Below are 19,591 nucleotides of genomic sequence, written 5' to 3' on the forward strand. Positions count from 1 at the left end.
ACGATACGTGCTTAGACGTAATTTCCCAGATCCTGCTGCTGCTGGTCTTCTTTCGCGACATTTGTGATGATCACTTCAGCGACATCGTCCCGGTTATCCGGATCGCTGTTTATCATCCTCGACGCACCGACAGTGCTCACATCGAATTCGTCGATATCTTGGTACAATTCCCACACCGGTGGTGAATTCGAGATTACGACGTTGACTCCCGTATTACTGAGTTGCTCGGCTAAATCTCGGAGACGCCGTTGATCGTCTTTATTGAACCCTTCGGACTGATATTCGGTAAAATCCGCGGTCTGTGATACGGGTTCGTAGGGGGGATCGAAATACACGAGATCACCTTCGGCTGCGCGGTCCTTCAAATATGAAAAGTCTCTATTGTATATCTCAATATGTTCAAGAACGGCACTTGCCTTCCGAATTTGGCGTTCTCTGACAAAGTCCGGATTCCGGTGAGTCCCGAATGGCACATTAAATTCGTTAGATTGGTTAACACGATAAAGTCCGTTATACCCTGTTCGATTTAGATACAACATCAAGCTCGCTTCCTCTATCTCCTGTTCTATCGACCGCTCTTCGAGCTGATGTAATTCATTAAAACGATCTCGGGCGTCGTAATAATAGCCTTCTTCGTATCTGTGCCGCTGATTCTCCTCTATTAGGTCCTCTGGATAATCTCGAATAACTTCATAGAATGTAATCAATCGTCGGTTGAGATCGTTTATTGATCCTTCAGTGGGTTCCATTTCAAAGAACACCGCTCCTCCTCCAATAAACGGCTCGTGGTACTCCTCATACGAAATCGGGAAGTGTGCTCTTAGCTCCTGAAGCAACTGTCGCTTCCCACCTACCCACTTAAGAATCGGCTCAGCCATCTACTCAAGCTATCTATCGTTACGTCATAAACCTAAGGCTCCTCACTTTTGAGATGTATTGATCTCTTATTGAGATTGCCGACCGCAAATACTGGGATCCCTATGCCAATAGAATCAGTACTTAATTTCTGATATGTAAGACGAATTACCAGACTGATCGGCACATAAATTCAAAATATCGATCACAACTAGTCCAACTGTGTAACAACCACCCGATGAGGATTTCGACAGAGCCAAATAGATTAATATGCTATCAGATCAACCAATATGACATGACATCCCGACGCCACTATCCCAGTATTGGGGAGATAATCGAAGTCAAGCCGGAGTCGGTGTCAAGATCATCGAGATTAAAAGGCAAAAGCCCACTATCATTTGGAGCAGACCAGGTACTGATAAAAAACAAGAATCTGGACGGGATCTTATCTACAGATATTCAAAATGCGATAGATGGAGATGAAACCCCGTTTCGTATAAGAGAGGTGAAAGAAAAACACCCAGCAAAAATTGTTGATATTTCCAGTGGTCACATCACGGTGGAATTCCTTTCTGAAGAAGAGATCCGTGCAAATGAGGACTCTGAGTCGCTATTTAATCCGCCAGAACGAGAGGAATCAGTAGACGGAGAATGGGAAGGAACTCCACAGGAAGTGGACGATGAGAAGACTAAAAGGCGGAATGAAACGTTCAACGAGGGCGATCGCCGTGGATCAAAGAATGATTTGCTATGAGATTGTACTGACCACAGCGGAGCGTGCCACTAATAGAGACTTCGATAGGCCGGAAATGATTAAGACCGTCGGTAATGTCATTTCATACAATGACGACTAGCCAGGATACTCACCCAACGCAAGATATCTACGAAGAAAAGGCCAAAATGCTGGTTGAGCAACTGATTGAAAGAGGGACCATCGAGATGGAACATGACGAACCAATTTTATATCACGTGCCTACCGGCGCTCAGTTCGATTCAGTAGTGAATATAGCTCATTTCCACAGGGGATGGGAAGCAGCTCAGACTGGAGAGACATAACCAATTAGCTAAAATTGGTGAAGTTCGCTTGGCGGCCATCGGTATCTCGCTTCCGTTTGTCCATCGGATTTTCTACCTGTATTTTCAGGTTTGACACGAGTGGCGGGTTCTTATTCGACTGATATCGCTTCCATTCGCCTTCTTCAACAAGTGCTTTCCAATCTTCGGGCGAGAAGCTGTGTTCGGCCCAACTGTGGATTCCGTTGACATAAAGGTGGAACCGTCTCTCCGAGTCCTGATTATATTCTGCCGAATACTTGTTGAGATATTGATCAACGGTAGTAAACCTAGCATCAAATTCGACACCGTAGTAGTCTCCAGAACCTTTGTTCTCAGAAAGCATTCCTTCCTTCGCATCTTCCATTTCTATGCCTGTGAAGGCCTCTTTCGAACTAGAAACGAAGAGTAACTCCGCACTCGGATCATCGGAATCACTGAATGTTGAGGGATCACTGAACGCATGAATGAACTCGATTTGATCTCCCCGAATATCATGGTCGTCGGAGTTTGCGAGCTCTTTGTATAGTTCGTATGCGTATTTGTGGATCCGAAGAGTGTAGATCTTCTGTGCGAGTTCCGCCTGCTCGTCTCGTAGTGTCGACTGGACAGTTCCTACCTCACGAAGAGCAGTTGGTCGCACGTGCTTCTCGTAATAATCAATATATTCTTCATTAAGTTCGAATCCGAGTGGTTTTCTGTCTAGTGCTTCGGCAATCGCAAGAGTGGTTCCAATTCCCGCAAACGGATCGAATACGACATCTCCAGGCTCAGATGCTAGATGTACGATTCTTTCTACGAGACCTTCCGGAAACGGGCTCGGATGGTAACTTACCTTTGGTCCCCACTGTCCCTGTTTCGGGATTGGGAAATCCCAGACATTACTCGGAACCATCCCCTTTGGATTGTACCGTTCTGGGTAATTCACCCACCACCGCTCAAATTCGTCTGTATCCGTAATCCGGATGGCATCCTTGTCGTATTTGAAATCATCCGTCTTTGAGAACATCGTAATGTGCTCATAGACGTTACGCAGGCGTCCTTTCTGGTGCCAAGGCCGTGTCCGGAGCTTATCCCAGATAATATTGTCTTCCATCCGCCACGAATCCTGTAGTGGATCGTACACTGACCCACACTCTCGGCAGATTAACGAGCCATCTCCCCGGTTGCGTTGAAGACACCCATTACAATTCTCTTCGAGACACGTCTCATAATTCGGTAAATTCTCGAGCTCGTCAGCAATATCAAACGGGAGTCGAACGACACGACCACCGGTTTTGTACGTATCTGTTACGATCCATAGGGTACAGTCATCTGCTGCAATCTCGTAACATTGCTTGTATATCTCCCGAATATCGCTGAGAAAATCCTCATAGCTCTGTTTTCCTACCTGCTCATCTTGATCGCCATAATCGACGAGGTCAGCATACGGGGGAGAAGTAATGATGGTATCGACGAGCCCGTCAACGTTACTGAATTCTTTCTCCAGTCTCGTTTTCAACTCTCGTGAGTCATGTTGATATATGCGATATTGAGAGTCTGGTTCGTCGCTCATTTACTCATCAAAGGTTCAGTTAGGACTGATGATAAAGGAGTTGGTACCCTCCAGAAATTATTAGCGAGCTGATTGCCTGCTAGTCGTCTTCACTGTATCTTCGTTCAATAGTCGGTCTACTATTAGAATACTGAAGTTTAAGATAGAATCTTTTGCTAGGGAAACAGTACATTACAGCAGCTGGATCAGTCTTGCGTTGAGAAATTCAGTTCCGAATACTCGTACGTGTAGCACTTAATCCCGTTCTCCTCACAGTGCGTCGCAAGCTCTCCTGGCGATACGTCCTCCGCCTCGAAGTCACCCAAGAATGCGACTGTCACGTTGTCATCGCCACGCTCCTCAGATCCTTCCACCACGACGGCCGTGTTCGGATCGTTGTGGCTGGTCTTGATTACCAGGTCCCCCGGCACATACGGGTTCTCCGCGAACGCGAGATTCTCGTGTTTGTACGTCCAGAGCTTGACGTCCTGGTCGTCACAGTACGACGCGAGGATCGCGGGGTGGTAGTCGCGCCACGCACCCGGTCCCTCGTCGAGCGAACTCGGGAATGCGACCCGCACCGCTTCCCCGTCCATTTCGTGTCCGAACGCCCCGGTGTTCTGCTCCGGCGGCAACACCTCGACGACAATCCCCACCGACGGCTCCGAGTCACCGGCCTTCACCACACGATCCCCCGGTGAAAACGGATTCTCCGGCTTCTGGTTCATGTGGGCGGTGTTGGGGCCGAGGTCGAGCAGTTCGTTCATCGGGCGAGCCGCGAGGTGGTCGAGTTTCTCTGGGGAGTCGCCAGAGAAGGCCGCCTCCGTTTCAACCTTCGACTTCAGAGTCTCGAGGCGCTCCCACCCGAGCAGCATCAGACTGTCCTCGTTGTCCCGGTGCCAGACCATCACCACGATGTCGTCGTCGGGGTCCCGTTCGACTAGCGACTCGGGAAGAAAGGCAGAGACGTCCCGTGAGGACTTCACGTCGACCGTGTAGCCGAACACCTCGAAGTCGTGTCCGGAGAAGCTCTCGGGGTTACACCGCCGGATCGCTTCCTCGTTTTCCCACTCCCACATTTCGACGGGGAGGTACTCGCGACAGAACTGTTCGAACGCGAGCTCGCCGAGGTTGCCGATCCGCTTGACGTCCAGGTCGTCGGCTCCCTGAATGACCGCTTGGTGGTGGGCTCGCTCGTGATCGATTTCGTCCGGGGTAAACCGATACATTACTTGAGTATCAGACACCGGATAGATGTATTTTCAATATAAGATATCAAATCAAAGAAAGAGAGGGGCGAAGGAGTGTGAGATCCGGGCCTCCGACGACTACCTCTGATTCGGTGCGTGATTCCTTCCAGGCCTACGCCGCGTTGAGGTAGTCATCGGGGGGATACCCGGCCTTCGAGACAAGCTTGCGTGCGTCCTTCCGGACAGCTTGGTTGGCGGGACGTTCTTCGTGTGTCCGGATGTGGTCCTTGATCGAGGCCGCCACTTCGTCCATCAGATCCGGCCCCGCAATGTCGAGCACACTATCGAGCGTCTTCCGATAGCCGGCCTCCGATGCCGGGAACCCCTGACGGGAGCCGAGAACCTCGTCGTTTACCGACGCGATCTCGTACAGATGGCCGTTACGGCGGAGCTCGGCGTCTCGTTCCATTACTGGCCGATAGAACGGAATCGGGTATATAATCGAGGATCGCCTGCCTCGAGGGGATCCGAATCGTCCTGAACAGCAATCCCGGGATTGCCAACTCCCCCCAATTGCCGGATTTCCTTTAACCAGGATCCCCGGTCGCTCATTCCTCCACTCTCATGATCGCTTTTGCCCCGGAATCCACAGTTGCCATCGACGCTGATCTGCGGTTCGGTTATCGTGGGATTCTCGAAATGGTCTACGAACTGCTCACGACGACGGCCGTCTTTTCGTGAAGCTCTCTCGACCTAAGCCGACCTGGCACGAAGAAGCTGCCAACCACCCAAAGGACTTTACCCCGACTCCGTCACGTGTATTTCACGAACCGCACGAAGGCGACGACCCCCATCACGCTGCGTGACGAACTCAAAATCGTCACTGGGGGTTCGCCTTATATACACCCGGCCGCCGTCCTGTCAATTTATCCCGTCAGAAATTGTGACGGGCGCGACGGGATTTGAACCCGCGGCATCTTGGTCCGGAACCAAGTGCTCTGTCCGCTGAGCTACGCGCCCTCACGCTCGAATATCCGCGGCGAGCGTTTAACGCTTCTGACTCGGGGCGTCACGATCGCCTGACCGCGCTCCGTCACTCCTCTGATTCCGTCCCAACAGAGGCGACGTCACTGAGCCCCGTCTACCGTCCGAACCCGCTGACCGTCGTCCCACGCCTTGCCATCGGTCCGCAGTCCCACAAATTATTTGCTCTGATACCTTCGGGGTGCGGGTTTATACACACGCGTTCGTAGCGTGGACAGAACGAACGTGACCCTCCGTCCAAGCGATCGGTCGTCCGCCCCGCGGGACGATTCACTTCACGACGACGACGGGCGGCCCTCTGATGAGCACCGACATTCGACGGCCGACGGGGGATCGAGCTCCGATCCGACGGCCGGACCCGATCTCGACGCGGCGGCCCCGGCGACCGCGGCCGACCGCGGCTCGGACCGGTTCGTCGCGGCCGTCGCCGTCGACGGCGAGGTGCTGTTCGCGGGGCCGTCGGTGCCCGCGGTGCTGGGCGTCGAACGGGATGCGCTGCTGGGCGACAACCTGCTCGAGCACGTCCACCCGAACGACCGCGACCCCGTCTCCGACGCGCTCTCCGCGGTCGCGGCCGACCGCACCGTCACCCACCGGCTCCGACACGCGAGCGGCGGCTACGTCTGGGTCGAGTCCGTCGTCGACGAGGAGCTCGCCCCGGAGTTCGGCGGGCGCGTCGTCACCGCGCGCCGCGTCGACGTCGACCGCGCCTTCCCGGAGCGGTTCCGCCAGTTCCTCGAGTACGGGACCGACCTAGTCACCGTCGTCGACGACGACGGGCTGGTCAGGTACGAGAGCCCCTCAATCGAGGAGGTGCTCGGCTACGAGCAGGGATCGACCGTCGGTCGGTCGCCGCTCGGGTACGTCCACCCCGACGACCGCGAGCGCGTGACAGAGCGGTTCTACCGCGCCCTCGACGACCCCGAGGCGGCGCCGACGATGGAGTACCGATACCGCACCGCCGACGGCGACTGGGTCTGGTTGGAGTCGCGGACGCGCTCCCTGCCGGACGCCGCGGTCGGACAGCTCCTCATCAACTCTCGGGACGTGAGCGAGCGGAAGGCGCGCGAGCGACGGCTCACCGACCGCAACGAGCGGCTCGACCGGTTCGCTGGCATCGTCTCGCACGACCTCCGGAACCCGCTGTCCGTGATCCGCGGGTCGATGGAGATGGCGCGGCTGCAGGGGGACACCGAGCCGCTGGAGCGCGGCGAGCGCGCGGTCGACAGAATCGATCAGCTCGTCTCCGAGCTGCTGACGCTCGCCCGGCAGGGGTCGGGGATCGACGAGCCGACCGAGTTCGACCTCGAAGGGGCCGTCCGCGAGGCCTGGGCGACCGCCGGAAGCGACGACGCGACGCTCGTCGTCGGCGCCCACGCCCGGGTCCGCGGCGACCGCGGGCGCCTGCGACAGGCGCTGGAGAACCTGTTCCGGAACTGCGTCGAGCACGGCTCGACTGGCGGCCGGACGAACTCCGACGACCGCGTCGACCACACCTCTGACGGCGGTGACGACCTCACCGTCGTCGTGAGCGCGACCGCGGAGGGATTCCTCGTCGCCGACGACGGTCCGGGGATCGACCCCGAGCACCGCGACGAAGCGTTCGACCCCGGCTTCACCACCAGCGCCGACGGGACCGGGTACGGCCTCGACATCGTCCGCGAGGTCGTCGAATCTCACGGGTGGACGGTCCGGCTCCGGCCGGACGCGGACGTGCCCGCCCTCCCGCCTGCGGTCCCGCAGCCGGACGGCGCGTGCTTCGTCGTCGAGGCGCCGGGCCCCGACGCGGTTACGGCGGCGGAGCCGTGGATCGACGGCTGAGACCGACTGATCCAGCGGGGAAGAACGCGGACGGGGCCGCGCTCGCGTCCCGTCGCGTTTATTCATCCCGCCCGCCAATTCGATTCGTGACCCCCGTCGACGCCACGATCCGCCGGGTCGAGCGCGCGGACCTGCTCGCGGTGGTGCGGATCGAGCGGGCGTGCTTCTCGGACCCGTGGCCGTACGACGCCTTCGAGCGGCTGCTCGACGAGCCCGCGTTCCTCGTCGCCGAGCGCGACGGCGAGGTCGTCGGCTACGTCGTCGCGGACGCCACGCCGAACCACGGCCGCGACATCGGCCACGTCAAGGACCTCGCGGTCCACCCGGAGGCGCGCGGTGAAGGGCTCGGGCGGGGACTGCTCCGCTCGGCGCTCGCGCGGCTCCGCGGTCTCGGCGTCGCGGTCGTGCGCTTGGAGGTCCGCGAGAGCAACGCGGTCGCGAGGTCGCTGTACGCGGACGAGGGGTTCGAGCCCGTCCGCCGCGTCTCGAACTACTACCGAGACGGGGAGGACGCCATCGTGCTCGTCGTCGACCTCGCGGAGTGGGCGGCGGGGGCGTAATTGCCGGCGGTGCGAGCGGCGGGGATCAGACGGTCGCTCGCCTCGTCGGTCCCGATCGACACGCGAACTTCCGCTTTTAACAAGCCTTAGTGCCCTGAGCGCGAACCGAACGATATGAGTTCGGTTCCCGAGCGAGCGGAGATCGACGAGGCGTACAAGTGGGACCTCCAGAGCATCTACGAGGACGACGAGGGGTGGGAGTCGGCCTACGAGACGGTCTCCGACCGGATCGACGAGCTACGCGACTACGAGGGACGCGTCACCGAGGACGCCGCGACCCTGCTGAAGCTGCTCGAGCTCCGCGAGGAGATCTTCCGAGAGCTCCAGCAGGTGACGACGTACGCCCGCCTGCGGAGCGCCGAGGACACACGGAACCAGGAGTACCAGGCGATGTCGGCGAAGGCGTCCTCGTTGGGCTCCGAGGCGTCGAGCGCGCTCTCGTATCTCGAGCCCGAGCTGCAGTCGCTCACCGAGGCGGCAGTCGAGGAGTTCCTCGAGAGCGAGCCCGCGCTGGAGGCGTACGAGCACTACCTCGACGACGTGTTGCGGATGAAAGAACACACGCGCTCGGCGGAGGTCGAGGAGGTGCTCGCCGACCTCTCCGAGGTCACCGACGCGCCGAGCGAGATCTACTCGATGCTGACGAACGCCGACATGACCTACGGCGTCGTCGAGGACCCCGACGGCGAGGAGGTGGAGATCACGCAGTCGAACTTCACGAAGCTCCAGACGAACCCGGACCGCGACTTCCGCCGCCGCGTCCACGAGACGTTCTACGAGCAGTGGGCGGACGTGCGCAACACGGTCGGCACCTCCCTCGAGAAGGCCGTCCGCGAGCACGCGACGAGCGCCGACATCCGCGGCTACGACAGCGCCCGCGCGGCCGCGCTCGACGGCTCGAACGTCCCGGTCGAGGTGTACGACACGCTCGTCGACACGGTCGACGACAACCTCGACGTGCTCCACCGGCACGCCGAGCTGAAGGAGCAAGCGCTCGGCGTCGACCAGCTGGAGAGTCACGACCTCTACATGTCGCTGACGGGCGATCAGGGGCCGGACGTCGAGTACGACCAGGCCCGCGAGTGGGTGATCGAGGCGGTCGCGCCGCTCGGCGAGGCGTACCAGGAACGGATGGCCGAGGGGCTCGACTCCCGGTGGGTCGACGTGTACGAGAACCGCGGGAAGCGCTCCGGCGCGTTCTCCTCGGGCACGTACGACACGCAGCCGTACATCATGATGAACTACCAGGACGACATCGCCTCGATGTTCACGCTGGCGCACGAGCTCGGCCACTCGATGCACTCCGAGCTCGCGGGCGACGCACAGCCGTGGCACGACGCGAGCTACGAGATCTTCGTCGCCGAGATCGCCTCCACGGTCAACGAGACCCTCCTCACGCACCACCTGCTCGACACCGTCGAGGACGACGAGCTGCGGACGCACGTCCTCGACGAGTACCTCGAGCGCTTCCGCTCGACCCTCTTCCGGCAGACGATGTTCGCGACGTTCGAACAGCGGATCCACGAGCGCGTGGAGGCCGGCGACGCGCTCACGCCCGACGCCTTCGACGAGATCTACGGCGACCTGAAGGGCGACTACTACGCGCCCGCCGAGCTGACCGGCGGCATCGAGCGCGAGTGGGAGCGGATCCCGCACTTCTACTACAACTTCTACGTTTACCAGTACGCGACCGGCATCTCCGCGGCCGCCGCGATCGTCGAGCGCGTCCTCAACGAGGGCGAGCCCGCCGCCGCCGACTACCGCGAGATGCTGAAAGCGGGCGGCTCCGACTACCCGCTTTCCGTCGTCGAGCTCGCGGGCATCGACATGGCCTCGCCGGACCCGATCGAGGCCGCCGTCGGGATCTACGACGACTACCTCCACGAGATCGCGGCGCTGCTCGACCTGGAGTAGTCGGTTCGAAGGGCTCTCGTGCTGCGCGTTTTATAAACCGCTCACGCCGGGCGCATCGACCTTTTCTCCCTGCCGTTCGCCCGCTCGCCGCTCCCCCTCCTCGTCTGCTCGCGGGTGCCAGTATCTATCATGTTAATTTATTATACTACCGCGGGACCGGGTAGACGGAGCACACGCAGTATGACTCACGTAACACTAGACGTCGCCAAGAAGGTCATCGCGGCCGCGGAGGAGGAGGCCGCGGCGATCGACGTACCGATGTGTATCGCGGTGATGGACGACGGCGCGAACCTTGTGGGATTCCACCGGATGGACGGCGCGCTGCTCGGGAGCGTCGACATCGCCCAGAACAAGGCGTACTCCTCGGTGTCGCTGAAGTTGGACACCGAGGCGATCCACGAGGCGTCACAGCCGGGCGAGTCGCTGTACGGGATCGGGAACACGAACGACGGGCGAATCGTCACCTTCGGTGGCGGGTTCCCGCTAGAGGTCGACGACGGAACAGTCGTCGGCGGCGTGGGCGTCTCCGGTGGCAGCGTCGACGAAGACATGACGGTCGCACGGGCGGGGGTGGAGCGCTTCGAGGAGCTCTGAGAGCGCTGCCGCATTCGGTGGCCTCGGACCCCCTCTCACCGGACGCGTCGATGAGCACGCGAACCGTTCCGTGACGGCCCGCACTCACGTATCAACAGAGACCGATCACGTCCGAACGGCGATCACCGTCCCGGCACCGATTTACCGCTCCCACACGACGCGGCGACCATGGACGAACGCGTACGCGAGCACGCCGAGGTGCTCGTCGACTGGAGCGCGCGGGTCGAGGCGGGAGACGACGTCGTCGTCAGCGTCGCCGAGGACGCCCACGACCTCGGCGTCGCCGTCGCCGAGGCGCTCGGCGAGCGCGGGGCGACCGTCACGACGCTGTACGGCTCCGACGAACTCTCCCGAGCCTATTTAAAAGGCGCCGAGGCGGGAGTCGACGGAAGCGGCAGCGACGACGACAGTGGCGACGCCCCCGACTTCGACGACGATCCCGCCGTCGACCGCGCGATCTTCGAGGCCGCCGACGCCTACCTCCGGATCGGCGGCGGGCGCAACACTACCGCGACCGCGGACGTCTCCCCCGAAACCCGACAGGCGTACGCGAAAGCGCGGAAGGGCGTCCGCGAGGCTCGGATGGACACCGACTGGGTGTCGACGGTCCACCCGACCCGCAGCCTCGCGCAGCAGGCCGGGATGGCCTACGAGGAGTACCGGGAGTTCGTCTACGACGCGGTCCTCCGCGACTGGGAGGCGCTCGCCGACGAGATGGCACAGATGAAAGCGATCCTCGACGCGGGCGAGGAGGTCCGGCTCGTCACCGAGCGCGACGACGCGCCCGATACCGACGTGACGATGTCGATCGCGGGTCGCACCGCGGTCAACTCCGCCGCCTCCGTGGCGTACGACTCCCACAACCTCCCGTCCGGCGAGGTGTTCACCGCGCCGTACGACACCGAGGGCGAGGCGTTCTTCGACGTGCCGATGACGATCGACGCGACCCGGGTCCGGGACGTGCGCCTCGTCTTCGAGGGCGGCGAGGTCGTCGACTTCGCGGCCGAAGCCGGCGAGGACGCGCTCGCGAGCGTGCTCGACACCGATCCGGGCGCCCGGCGGCTCGGCGAGCTCGGGATCGGGATGAACCGCGGGATCGACCGGTTCACCGACTCGATCCTCTTCGACGAGAAGATGGGCGACACGGTCCACCTGGCGGTCGGCCGCGCCTACGACGCCTGCCTCCCCGCGGGCGAGTCGGGCAACGACAGCGCGGTCCACGTCGACATGATAAGCGACGTGAGCGAGCGCTCCCGGATGGAAGTCGACGGCGAGGTCGTCCGGCGGAACGGGACGTTCCGGTGGGAAGAGGGGTTCGAGGGGTAGCCGCGGTTTTTGGTGCAGATTTTTGCCGGGCGAGCGGAGCGAGCCCGGGAAAAGCTGCAACTGGGACGTTCCGGTGGGAAGAGGGGTTCGAGGGGTAGCCGCGGTTCCGAGCCGTCAGGCTACTGTACCACGGACCGTCCCGCGGCGTCCGCGGGCGCCTGCGTGTCCGGCCGCTCCGTGACCGCGTCCCACTCCTCGGAACACGTCACGCAGAGGTAGTAGGCGAACCCGTCGACGTCGCAGTGGCGGACCGGCGCGTCGGCGCCGCACTTCTCACAGTTCATACGAAGTTCCTTCGACAACCGACACAAATACTTTCTGCTCTCGATCTCACGATCCTAAATGCTCGTGAAACCGTCCGATCCGGCGGTTTCGCCGGCGGTCGCTCCGGCTAGCGCAGCGCGTCGAGGTCGAACTCGAAGGCCGCGACCGGCACTTCGAGGTCGTGCTCGACGAGGACCGCGGGATGGACCTCGCCGATCACGCCGACGGTCTCGCCGTCGATCTCGACCGCGGCGGTCCGTCCGTCGATGAACGACGGGTGCTCGGTGCGGGGCGTCGCGAGCTCGGCGCCGAAGTCGTCGCACACCGCCTGCAGGCGCCCTTTCGCGGCCTCGTAGGAGGCGTCGCGCCGGGCGACCGCGCCGGCGACGTGACGGCGCTCGGCGACGTTCGTGTTCGCCGCGTCGTCGCGCTCGGCGACGAAGCCGACCTCCGCGACGTCCTGCGGGTAGGCGTTGTGGGTGTTCCGCTCCAACAGCATGACGAGCGAGGGGAGCGCCCACGTGCGGAGCTGGGTGTACTCCTCGCTGTACGGCTCCGTGATCTCGACGGGCTCGCCGCCGCCGAAGGCGTCGCTTCCCGCCTCTAGATTCATCCGGTCGTAGTTCTCGGTCCCGCTCGTCATGTGGAAGTTGAGCAGGTCCTCGAAGCCGAGTCCGACGAGGCTCGTCCGGACCGCGTCCTCCAGCCGGGAGCGCTCGTGGCGCCCGCCGACGGTCCCCACGTCGGGGTAGCGCGGCTCCAACTCGTCGAAGCCGTACGCGCGCCCCACGTCGTCGACGAGGTCGAGCGGGTGGAGCACGTCGACGCGGTACGGCGGGATTTCCACCTCGTAGGTCACGTCCTCGTCGAGGGTGTAGGAGGCGTCGAGCCCGGCGCGCTCGAAGCAGTCGACGACCGCCTCGGGCTCGAAGTCGACGCCGAGCAGCGTCTCGATGCGGTCGTGGCCCACCGACTTCTCGTCGACGTCGAGATTCGGCCTGACGAGCTCGGCGCCGTACTCGTCCGGGGCGGTCGCGCCGTCGGCGTAGTTCACCTCGACCTCCTCGATCGTCGCGCCGCGGGCGGAGAGCGCGTAGCAGACGATGGTGCACATCCGGTCGATCGTCCACTGGTCGGTGCCGGTGAGCTCGACGAACAGCTCGCGGGAGCCCGTCGTCACCTCGGTCCGCTTCCCGTTGATGACGGGCGGGAACGAGAAGAGCCCGAGCTCGTCGTAGATGGCGGGGTAGCGGTCGAAGTCCTCGACGAGGTCGGCGTACGTCCGGCCCGTGTCGTGCTCGTCGAGCACCTCGCTCGGCGTCAGCTCGTCGTTCGCGTCCAGCGGGACGAACGTGTCGCCGTCGGGCTCGACGCCGCGGTAGGTGATCGACGGCTCCGACCCCTCCTGCAGCGGGGCGCCCTTGAGCATCGCGAGGTCGTGGATCCCGATCGCGCCCTTCGCGCGGCCGCGACCCATCGTCGCGTGCAGCTTCTCCTGCAGCTGGATCAGCGACTCGAGCGCGCCCTCGTCGAGGTCGACGCCGCGGATCACGGCGCCCGTGACGTACGGGCGCTCGTCCGGGACGGACTCGTCGACCTCGATGGTCCACTCGGCGTCGTTCGTCTCGGGGACGTAGACGCCGCGGTCGTCGCCGTAGTGGTAGCGCAGCGAGCGCGCGACGCCCTCGACCGAGAGCCGGTCGAGCCGGTCGGGCGCGAACTCGAACTGGAGGAGCCCGTCGTCGGTCTCGCCCTCGAACTCTAAGCCGAGCCCGAACAGGTCCTGCTTGAACTCCTCGTCGGTGGTGTCGGTGCGGCCGGTGAGCCCGCGCAGCTCGTCGGTGTCGATGTCGACGACGGGCATCAGTAGCTCACCTCCGCGTCGCGCAGGAACTCGATGTCAGCCAAGGTCCCGTGGAGGTCGCGGATGTCCTCCGCGCCGGTGGTGAGCATCGCGAGCCGTTCGAGGGCGAGCCCCCACGCCATCACGTCGCAGTCGACGCCGAGCGGCCCGGTGACCTCCTCGCGGAAGACGCCGGAGTTGCCGATCTCGATCTCCTCGCCCGTCTCCGGGTGTTCCCCGAACAGCTCGAAGGAGGGCTCCGTGTACGGGTTGTAGTGGGGCTTGAACCGGATGTCGGTGATCCCGAACTGCCGGTAGAACTCCTCGAAGGTGCCCATCAGGTCGCGCACCGAGAGGTCCTCGGCCATCACCCACCCCTCGATCTGGAAGAACTCGAGGAGGTGCGTCGGGTCGAGCGTGTCGTTGCGGTACACCTTCTCGACGGAGAAGTAGCGCTGGGGCGGCTCCAGCTCTGCGCCGGCGATCCCCGAGAGGTACCGCATCGACAGCGACGTGGTGTGGCCCCGCAGGGCGACCTCGCGGGCGAACTCCTCGGACCACGGCGAGTGGTAGCCGTCGCCGTCCTCCCCCCACCCGTCCCGGTGGGCCGACTCGACCCGCCGGATCAGCTCCTCCGGAATCGACTCCATCGGGTCGACGTCCAGCGCGAACCGGTCCCAGTGGGTCCGCGCCGGGTGGTCCTGCGGCATGAACAGGCAGTCGTTGATCCAGAAGTCGCTGTCGGCGTGGGGCCCCTCCATCTCCTGGAACCCCATGCCGACCAGGACGTCCTTCACGCGGTCGGCGGTCCGCCGGAGCACGTGCTTCCGGCCGCCGGAGACGCCGGGCGCGTCGGCCTCGACGTTGTACTCGGCGAACTCCACGTCGCGCCACTCGCCGCTGGCGAGCAGCTCCGGGGTGAGCTCCGAGACGGTCTCGGTCGCCTCCACGCCCGTCATCAGGGCGTCGACGCCGTCGTCGGTCAGCGTCACCGACCGCGTGACCGACTCGCCGCGGTCGACGAGCCCGCGGGAGTCCAGCTGGTCGAGGACCGCGTCCTCGACCGCGGGGTCGTCTCCCCCGGCGAGCGCCGCGAGCGCGGCCGCCTCGGAGTCGGCGTCGGGGTCGGCGTCAGCGTCGACCGTCAGCTCGCCCGAATCGATCGCGCCGAACCCCTTCCGCGCGAAGTTCGAGAGGGCGATGTCGACCTCGGGGCCGTCAAGGTCGGCCTCGCCGATGACCCGTCCCATCGAGACCGCGGACTCGTCGGCGCCGAGCGCGAGCCCGGCCCGGTAGAGCCGCGTCTCGGGGAGCCCGTCGTCGACGTAGCGCCGTCCCTCGTCGGTGAGATCGGCCGTCTCCGCGGTGCGCTCGGCGACGGAGCAGAGGCCCTCATCGCGGAGGTCGAAGGCGGCGCCGACGACCGTCTCGGGCTTTAAGCCCGTCTCCGTCGCGATCTCGTCTATCGTCCGTTCGTCCGTCGCGCTCGCGGCCTCGAGGACCGCGAGCTGTCGTTCCGGGAGTCGCATTCGAGTTGTATCCATACGCGTGTGGCTGGTTGGTAACGGTTCCGGCACGTCGCTCTCGCGGGACGGCGCGGGGCGGTCGACCTCCTCCCGCACCATCCCGTCGCCGCCGAACCGCGCGGTTTCGCCGCCCGACCGCGGGGCGGGTCCGCCGCGCGCCGGTTACTTAAAAAAGCGCTCGAACGCGTCGCCGTCGGCTCTCCGAGCGATACCCGCCGTGGCGCGTTCGAGTGCCATGCGATCCCGTGACGCGTGAGTCCCGTTAACCGTTTCGCTCCGGTCGGGGCCGATCCGCCCCCACCGACTGATCCGCATTATCTGGTTTGATTACCGGCGCCGAGAGCTTATATACCGGAGCGGAGTTCGGACCGGTATGAGCAGTGTCCCGACAAGCGCTTCCAACGCCGGCTCGATTTCCGGACCGGTCCGCGTCGCCCACGGCCGTACCGACCGATCCCCGAGCCGCGCGGTCGTCGAGGCGCTCGCGGACCTCGCCGGCGTCGCCACCGATGCGCTCGCCGCCGAGACCGGCATCGTCCTGTACGATCACGTCGACCCCGACGCGCTCGACGCGCTCGTCGAGCACCGTCCCGACGGCGAGATCGCCCTCTCCTTTTCCGTCGACGAGTACGACGTGCGGGTCGACCGCGACGCGGTCGTCGCTCGCGTCGACGAGTAGCGCCCCCGAGCCTCTCTCTCTCCCGTCAACGAGTAGCGCCCCCGAGCCTCTCGCTCCCGTCAGTTCTCGTCTTCCGCCCGCTCCCGGAGCGCCGCGATCCGATCGCCGAGCGGCGGCTGCACCTCGAACCACGTCGACCAGTCGCCCGTCTCTGGCTCGACGCCCCGAACGGCGGCGACGCGCTCGAAGGCGTCGGCGACGCGCTCCGCGCCGACCGCGTCCGCGGCGCGGGCGTCGGCCGCGTACTGCACACGTCGTCCGACCCAGAACGCGGCGACTCCGACGGCGACGAGCGATGCGAAGCCGGCCTGAAACGGCACCGCTACCGTCACGATCGCCGCCAGGATCGCGAGCACCGCCGCGATCGCGACCGCGCGGAACTCGCCGTAGTACGTCTCGACGCGCCCCGCCTCGGCCGCGAGGAGCCCGGTCGCGACGTCCTCGTCGAGGCCGTCGAGCACGCTCTCTGTGACGAACAGGACCCGCCTGCCCGGCGGGCCGCGCACGGCGACCTCGACCCGTCCGATGTCCGACCCGTCCTCGTCGGCAGTCGTTTCCTCGCTCGCCCCCCCGTCTCTCGTCCCCTCGTCGCTCGTCGCCCCGTCGGTCTCGATCGCGACCCGCTCCACGCCGAGGCCGGCGGTCTCGCGGAGCGACGTGAGCCGCCTCCGCTCCGCGTCCGTCGGTTCCCGCAGGTCGCGGAAGCGGTCGGCGGCGTACAGCGGTCCGACCTCGACCGCGAGGAAGCCGACGACGGCGACGCCGACGAGGAACGCGACCGTGAGCATGGCTCTCCCTCCGTTCCGGACCGAATAAAACGACCCGATGTCCCGCGCCCAGTGCCCGTCAGCGGGGGACCCGCTCGGCCAGGTTCTGAATCGCCCCCGCCGCGTCGCTGTCCGGCGCGGCGTCGACGACCGGGCGCTCCGCGGCGACGGAGCGACCGACCCGCGGGTCCGCGGGGATCACCGCCGCGGGCGCGCCCAGCGCGTCGGCGACGGCCTCGGTCGGCGGCTCTTCGGTCACCCGGTTGACGGCGCAGCCGACGAGACCGGCGTCGAGCTCGCGGGCCAGTTCCCGCGTCCGGATCGCGTCGGCCAGCGCGAACGCCCGCGGGGAGACGACCAGCAGGCACGCGTCCGCGACCGCGAGCGGGACGCCGGCGTCCGCCCGTCGGCCGGCCGGACAGTCGAGGACGACGACCCCGCACTCCCGCTCGATCGCTGCGATCGCGTCTCCGAGGGCCGAGAGGTCGCAGGCGCGGGCGCCGGCGAGCGTCCGACCGCAGGGGGCGACGTCCACCGGGCCGGCCCGAACGATCTCGGTCGGATCGGCGCGCCCCGCGAGCACGTCGTGGAGGTCCGGACCGCGTCCACCGGGGAGGTCGGCCATGCCGAGGTCCGCGTCGACCGCGACCGCGTCGAGCGCGGCGGCGACGTTGTACGCGAGCGTGGTCTTCCCGACGCCGCCCTTGCCACCGGCGACGGCGAGGATCACGCGAGCCGCTCCAGCGCCTCGATCGGCGCGTCCGTCGCCGCGGCGCGCTCCGCCAGCGCCGCGGCGCGCTCGCTCACCGCCCGGAGCCGCTCCGCGTCCGCCGCCACGCGCTCGTCGAGGTCGGCGAGCGCGTCGACGCCGCCGGCGTCTGCGACCGCGTCCGTCGCCGTCGCCACGTCTGCGTCGGTCAGCTGCTCCGCCCGATCGACCCGCGCCTCGACCGCGGCGAACCAGTCGTCGACCGCATCGGGGCCCGCGCTCTCCGGCTCGTCGGCATCGCAGGCCCCGTTGTCCTCGCCGGTCACCCGTTCCCCGTCGACCGCCGCGCGCGGCGGCCGATGGTCACCGAGGTCGCGGAGTGCGGTCGCCACCGCCGACTCGCCGGGTTCGTCGTCGCTCGAACCGACGACTCCGCCGGCGGGTTCGTCCGGGTCGACGGGGTCGATCTCGGCGATCTCCACCGGCGGCTCGACGGGCCGGGCCGGCACGGCGAAGCCGAACCCGTGTCGCTCCTCCGGACCGATCCGCAGCGTCACGCCGTCGGCGTCCCAGCCGTCCACCGGCACGCCGGCCCGCCGTGGCGGCAACACGGGCGCGTCGAACCGGCTCTCGATCCGCACGCGGCGCGGGCCGGCGTCGCCGTTGCGTAGCCGACAGCGCACCAACGACACGTCGCCCGCTCGGTCGACGGTCCACGAGAGGTCCATACGTCGGCTGTCGCGGAATCGTATTTAATTATCGACCCGACACCGACGCCGATCACGGGTCCGGTGCGGCGTCCGGACGAGCGATCGGTACGTCGAGCACCGCCTCCGGCGGTCTCGACCCTCGCTCGGCGAGCCAGCGCGCAGCCTCGCGGCCGAGCGTGACCGGCGCGTCGAGGTCGGCGATCCGAACCGCCGCAAGCGACGCGGCGAGCCGCGGCCCGTCGTACTCCGACGGCCCCGACCCGGCACTTGACGAGTCGCCGTCGGGGACGGCACCGAGCGCGTCGCGGAACGCCGGGTACACGTCGGCCGCGAGCTCGCGGCGCGCCTCCCGCCGCCGGTTCCGCAGTCGGTCTTCGAGTTCGAGCCGTCGCTCGCGCTCGTCGCGGGCGGCGGCGGCCCGCTCGCGCGCCCGTTCGAGTGCCTGCTCCGCCGCGATCCGTTCCGTCTGCGCGTTCGAGAGCTCCGCCGCGGCGGACTCGAGGTCGTCGAGCGTCTCCCCCGTCTCCGCCTCGACGGCTCGGCGCGCCCGGACGTCGCCGCGGAGCGCCGCGACGCGCTCCTTCAAGCGCTCCTCCTCGCCGCTCGCGTCCGCGACCCGCCGCTTGGCCGCGGCGAGGTCGACCGGCTCGACCTCGATCGCCGCGACCTCGTCGCGGAGCCGACCGAGCTCGTCGCTCACCGAAGAGTCGCGTCCCCGCGACCGGGCCGCCGCCGCGAGCTCCCGCCGGAGGCTGGTCCCGGTCGGCAGTCGACCGAGGACCGCCGCGGGGTCGGGGACCGGGGTATCACTCGGCTCTGCCGGCTCCCCCGGCCGCGCCGGCTCCGGCGCCCCGGTCACAGCTCCTCGCCCTTCAGCCGCTCCGGGTCCGGGTGCTCCGTCCCGGCCGCGAACGCGGCGTACGGCGTCGCGGGCGCGTCCCTGTCCGAGTACGCGCTCGCGGCCTCGCGGATCGACTCGTCGAGCGCGACGAACTCGTTGAACGGCTCCGTCCGCTCGATCTGGACGTCGCCGCCGTGCGACTCACGAAGTCGGACGGCGAGGAACGCGGCGTACTCCGTCGCCTCGAGCAGCGCCGCCCGCCCGAACCGGCGGACGACCGGCTCCTCGTGGCGCCGACACAGGTTCCGGAGGCCGGTGCGGGCCGCCTCCGAATACGTCACGATCAGCAGCACGGACGCGG

General features: G+C 65.1%; 20 protein-coding genes and 1 tRNA gene. 8 read left to right on the plus strand and 13 right to left on the minus strand.

The window, feature by feature from the left end; translation table 11 throughout:
• Nucleotides 1-11 precede the first annotated feature (11 nt).
• A complete protein-coding gene (locus tag Hrr1229_RS08225) occupies nt 12-878 on the minus strand; it encodes a Dam family site-specific DNA-(adenine-N6)-methyltransferase (protein ID WP_123113346.1) in 867 nt (288 codons plus the stop codon).
• A 272-nt stretch (nt 879-1,150) separates the two neighbouring features.
• Here Hrr1229_RS08225 and Hrr1229_RS08230 point away from each other — a divergent pair, with 272 nt between their 5' ends.
• Both Hrr1229_RS08230 and Hrr1229_RS08235 read left to right on the plus strand, forming a co-directional pair.
• On the plus strand, nt 1,151-1,609 hold the full coding sequence (locus Hrr1229_RS08230; RefSeq protein ID WP_148041753.1) for a hypothetical protein: 459 nt from the start codon (nt 1,151-1,153) through the stop codon (nt 1,607-1,609).
• Nucleotides 1,610-1,698: 89 nt separating this feature from the next.
• Nucleotides 1,699-1,911 carry a hypothetical protein gene (locus Hrr1229_RS08235; protein ID WP_123113345.1) on the plus strand — a complete coding sequence of 71 codons (213 nt, stop codon included), beginning with the start codon at nt 1,699-1,701 and terminating at the stop codon, nt 1,909-1,911.
• Nucleotides 1,912-1,915: 4 nt separating this feature from the next.
• On the opposite strand, the gene Hrr1229_RS08240 is transcribed toward Hrr1229_RS08235, so the two are convergent.
• From Hrr1229_RS08240 to Hrr1229_RS08255, 4 genes are all read right to left on the minus strand, one after another.
• Nucleotides 1,916-3,463, minus strand: a complete 1,548-nt coding sequence (locus Hrr1229_RS08240; protein WP_123113344.1) for a site-specific DNA-methyltransferase — start codon at nt 3,461-3,463, stop codon at nt 1,916-1,918.
• A 185-nt stretch (nt 3,464-3,648) separates the two neighbouring features.
• Nucleotides 3,649-4,671 carry a hypothetical protein gene (locus Hrr1229_RS08245; protein WP_123113343.1) on the minus strand — a complete coding sequence of 341 codons (1,023 nt, stop codon included), beginning with the start codon at nt 4,669-4,671 and terminating at the stop codon, nt 3,649-3,651.
• Nucleotides 4,672-4,804: 133 nt separating this feature from the next.
• A complete protein-coding gene (locus Hrr1229_RS08250; RefSeq protein WP_123113342.1) occupies nt 4,805-5,101 on the minus strand; it encodes a hypothetical protein in 297 nt (98 codons plus the stop codon).
• Nucleotides 5,102-5,579: 478 nt separating this feature from the next.
• Nucleotides 5,580-5,652, minus strand: a tRNA-Arg gene (locus tag Hrr1229_RS08255).
• A 249-nt stretch (nt 5,653-5,901) separates the two neighbouring features.
• Here Hrr1229_RS08255 and Hrr1229_RS08260 point away from each other — a divergent pair.
• The 5 genes from Hrr1229_RS08260 (at nt 5,902) to Hrr1229_RS08280 (ending at nt 11,891) form a co-directional block, all read left to right on the plus strand.
• On the plus strand, nt 5,902-7,497 hold the full coding sequence (locus tag Hrr1229_RS08260; RefSeq protein ID WP_123114881.1) for a PAS domain-containing protein: 1,596 nt from the start codon (nt 5,902-5,904) through the stop codon (nt 7,495-7,497).
• 86 nt (nt 7,498-7,583) lie between these two features.
• Nucleotides 7,584-8,057, plus strand: a complete 474-nt coding sequence (gene rimI / locus Hrr1229_RS08265) for a ribosomal protein S18-alanine N-acetyltransferase (protein WP_123113341.1) — start codon at nt 7,584-7,586, stop codon at nt 8,055-8,057.
• Nucleotides 8,058-8,171: 114 nt separating this feature from the next.
• Complete coding sequence (gene pepF / locus Hrr1229_RS08270) at nt 8,172-9,971, plus strand: oligoendopeptidase F (RefSeq protein WP_123113340.1); 1,800 nt, start codon at nt 8,172-8,174, stop codon at nt 9,969-9,971.
• Nucleotides 9,972-10,151: 180 nt separating this feature from the next.
• Complete coding sequence (locus Hrr1229_RS08275) at nt 10,152-10,565, plus strand: heme-binding protein (RefSeq protein WP_123113339.1); 414 nt, start codon at nt 10,152-10,154, stop codon at nt 10,563-10,565.
• 168 nt (nt 10,566-10,733) lie between these two features.
• Nucleotides 10,734-11,891 (plus strand): aminopeptidase, encoded by a 1,158-nt coding sequence (locus Hrr1229_RS08280; protein ID WP_123113338.1) that lies wholly within the window; start codon nt 10,734-10,736, stop codon nt 11,889-11,891.
• A gap of 119 nt (nt 11,892-12,010) precedes the next feature.
• On the opposite strand, the gene Hrr1229_RS08285 is transcribed toward Hrr1229_RS08280, so the two are convergent.
• The 3 genes from Hrr1229_RS08285 to Hrr1229_RS08295 form a co-directional block, all read right to left on the minus strand.
• Entirely contained in the window at nt 12,011-12,175 is a 165-nt protein-coding gene (locus Hrr1229_RS08285) for a hypothetical protein (RefSeq protein WP_158606066.1), read from the minus strand.
• A 107-nt stretch (nt 12,176-12,282) separates the two neighbouring features.
• Nucleotides 12,283-14,019 (minus strand): phenylalanine--tRNA ligase subunit beta, encoded by a 1,737-nt coding sequence (gene pheT, locus Hrr1229_RS08290; protein WP_123113337.1) that lies wholly within the window; start codon nt 14,017-14,019, stop codon nt 12,283-12,285.
• Complete coding sequence (locus Hrr1229_RS08295) at nt 14,019-15,527, minus strand: phenylalanine--tRNA ligase subunit alpha (protein ID WP_123113336.1); 1,509 nt, start codon at nt 15,525-15,527, stop codon at nt 14,019-14,021. The genes pheT and Hrr1229_RS08295 overlap by 1 nt, the downstream gene beginning before the upstream one ends.
• A 370-nt stretch (nt 15,528-15,897) precedes the next feature.
• Here Hrr1229_RS08295 and Hrr1229_RS08300 point away from each other — a divergent pair, with 370 nt between their 5' ends.
• On the plus strand, nt 15,898-16,203 hold the full coding sequence (locus Hrr1229_RS08300) for a HalOD1 output domain-containing protein (RefSeq protein ID WP_123113335.1): 306 nt from the start codon (nt 15,898-15,900) through the stop codon (nt 16,201-16,203).
• Between the two features lie 59 nt (nt 16,204-16,262).
• Here the strand turns inward: Hrr1229_RS08300 and Hrr1229_RS08305 are convergent, their stop codons facing one another.
• The 5 genes from Hrr1229_RS08305 to Hrr1229_RS08325 are packed head-to-tail and all read right to left on the minus strand — an operon-like array spanning nt 16,263 to nt 19,583.
• A complete protein-coding gene (locus Hrr1229_RS08305) occupies nt 16,263-16,991 on the minus strand; it encodes a peptidase (protein ID WP_123113334.1) in 729 nt (242 codons plus the stop codon).
• A gap of 58 nt (nt 16,992-17,049) precedes the next feature.
• Nucleotides 17,050-17,700, minus strand: coding sequence for a chromosome partitioning protein ParA (locus Hrr1229_RS08310; RefSeq protein ID WP_123113333.1), 651 nt, complete (start codon nt 17,698-17,700; stop codon nt 17,050-17,052).
• Nucleotides 17,697-18,407 carry a hypothetical protein gene (locus Hrr1229_RS08315; RefSeq protein WP_123113332.1) on the minus strand — a complete coding sequence of 237 codons (711 nt, stop codon included), beginning with the start codon at nt 18,405-18,407 and terminating at the stop codon, nt 17,697-17,699. Before Hrr1229_RS08315 ends, Hrr1229_RS08310 begins: the two co-directional genes overlap by 4 nt.
• A 52-nt stretch (nt 18,408-18,459) precedes the next feature.
• On the minus strand, nt 18,460-19,248 hold the full coding sequence (locus Hrr1229_RS08320) for a hypothetical protein (RefSeq protein WP_255212472.1): 789 nt from the start codon (nt 19,246-19,248) through the stop codon (nt 18,460-18,462).
• Nucleotides 19,245-19,583 carry a hypothetical protein gene (locus Hrr1229_RS08325; protein ID WP_123113331.1) on the minus strand — a complete coding sequence of 113 codons (339 nt, stop codon included), beginning with the start codon at nt 19,581-19,583 and terminating at the stop codon, nt 19,245-19,247. The genes Hrr1229_RS08320 and Hrr1229_RS08325 overlap by 4 nt, the downstream gene beginning before the upstream one ends.
• Nucleotides 19,584-19,591: the final 8 nt, after the last annotated feature.

The sequence above is a fragment of the Halorubrum sp. CBA1229 genome (assembly GCF_003721435.2).
GTDB lineage: Archaea > Halobacteriota > Halobacteria > Halobacteriales > Haloferacaceae > Halorubrum.

What these genes read in the sequence shown, in the direction of transcription:
- Hrr1229_RS08315 (WP_123113332.1), bottom strand. Translation starts at nt 18,407, where the DNA reads ATGGACCTCTCGTGGACCGTCGACCGAGCGGGCGACGTGTCGTTGGTG.
- Hrr1229_RS08285 (WP_158606066.1), bottom strand. Translation starts at nt 12,175, where the DNA reads ATGAACTGTGAGAAGTGCGGCGCCGACGCGCCGGTCCGCCACTGCGAC.
- Hrr1229_RS08225 (WP_123113346.1), bottom strand. Translation starts at nt 878, where the DNA reads ATGGCTGAGCCGATTCTTAAGTGGGTAGGTGGGAAGCGACAGTTGCTT.
- Hrr1229_RS08275 (WP_123113339.1), top strand. Translation starts at nt 10,152, where the DNA reads ATGACTCACGTAACACTAGACGTCGCCAAGAAGGTCATCGCGGCCGCG.
- Hrr1229_RS08230 (WP_148041753.1), top strand. Translation starts at nt 1,151, where the DNA reads ATGACATCCCGACGCCACTATCCCAGTATTGGGGAGATAATCGAAGTC.
- Hrr1229_RS08240 (WP_123113344.1), bottom strand. Translation starts at nt 3,463, where the DNA reads ATGAGCGACGAACCAGACTCTCAATATCGCATATATCAACATGACTCA.
- pheT (WP_123113337.1), bottom strand. Translation starts at nt 14,019, where the DNA reads ATGCCCGTCGTCGACATCGACACCGACGAGCTGCGCGGGCTCACCGGC.
- pepF (WP_123113340.1), top strand. Translation starts at nt 8,172, where the DNA reads ATGAGTTCGGTTCCCGAGCGAGCGGAGATCGACGAGGCGTACAAGTGG.
- Hrr1229_RS08245 (WP_123113343.1), bottom strand. Translation starts at nt 4,671, where the DNA reads ATGTATCGGTTTACCCCGGACGAAATCGATCACGAGCGAGCCCACCAC.
- Hrr1229_RS08295 (WP_123113336.1), bottom strand. Translation starts at nt 15,527, where the DNA reads ATGCGACTCCCGGAACGACAGCTCGCGGTCCTCGAGGCCGCGAGCGCG.
- Hrr1229_RS08305 (WP_123113334.1), bottom strand. Translation starts at nt 16,991, where the DNA reads ATGCTCACGGTCGCGTTCCTCGTCGGCGTCGCCGTCGTCGGCTTCCTC.
- Hrr1229_RS08300 (WP_123113335.1), top strand. Translation starts at nt 15,898, where the DNA reads ATGAGCAGTGTCCCGACAAGCGCTTCCAACGCCGGCTCGATTTCCGGA.
- Hrr1229_RS08280 (WP_123113338.1), top strand. Translation starts at nt 10,734, where the DNA reads ATGGACGAACGCGTACGCGAGCACGCCGAGGTGCTCGTCGACTGGAGC.
- Hrr1229_RS08250 (WP_123113342.1), bottom strand. Translation starts at nt 5,101, where the DNA reads ATGGAACGAGACGCCGAGCTCCGCCGTAACGGCCATCTGTACGAGATC.
- Hrr1229_RS08235 (WP_123113345.1), top strand. Translation starts at nt 1,699, where the DNA reads ATGACGACTAGCCAGGATACTCACCCAACGCAAGATATCTACGAAGAA.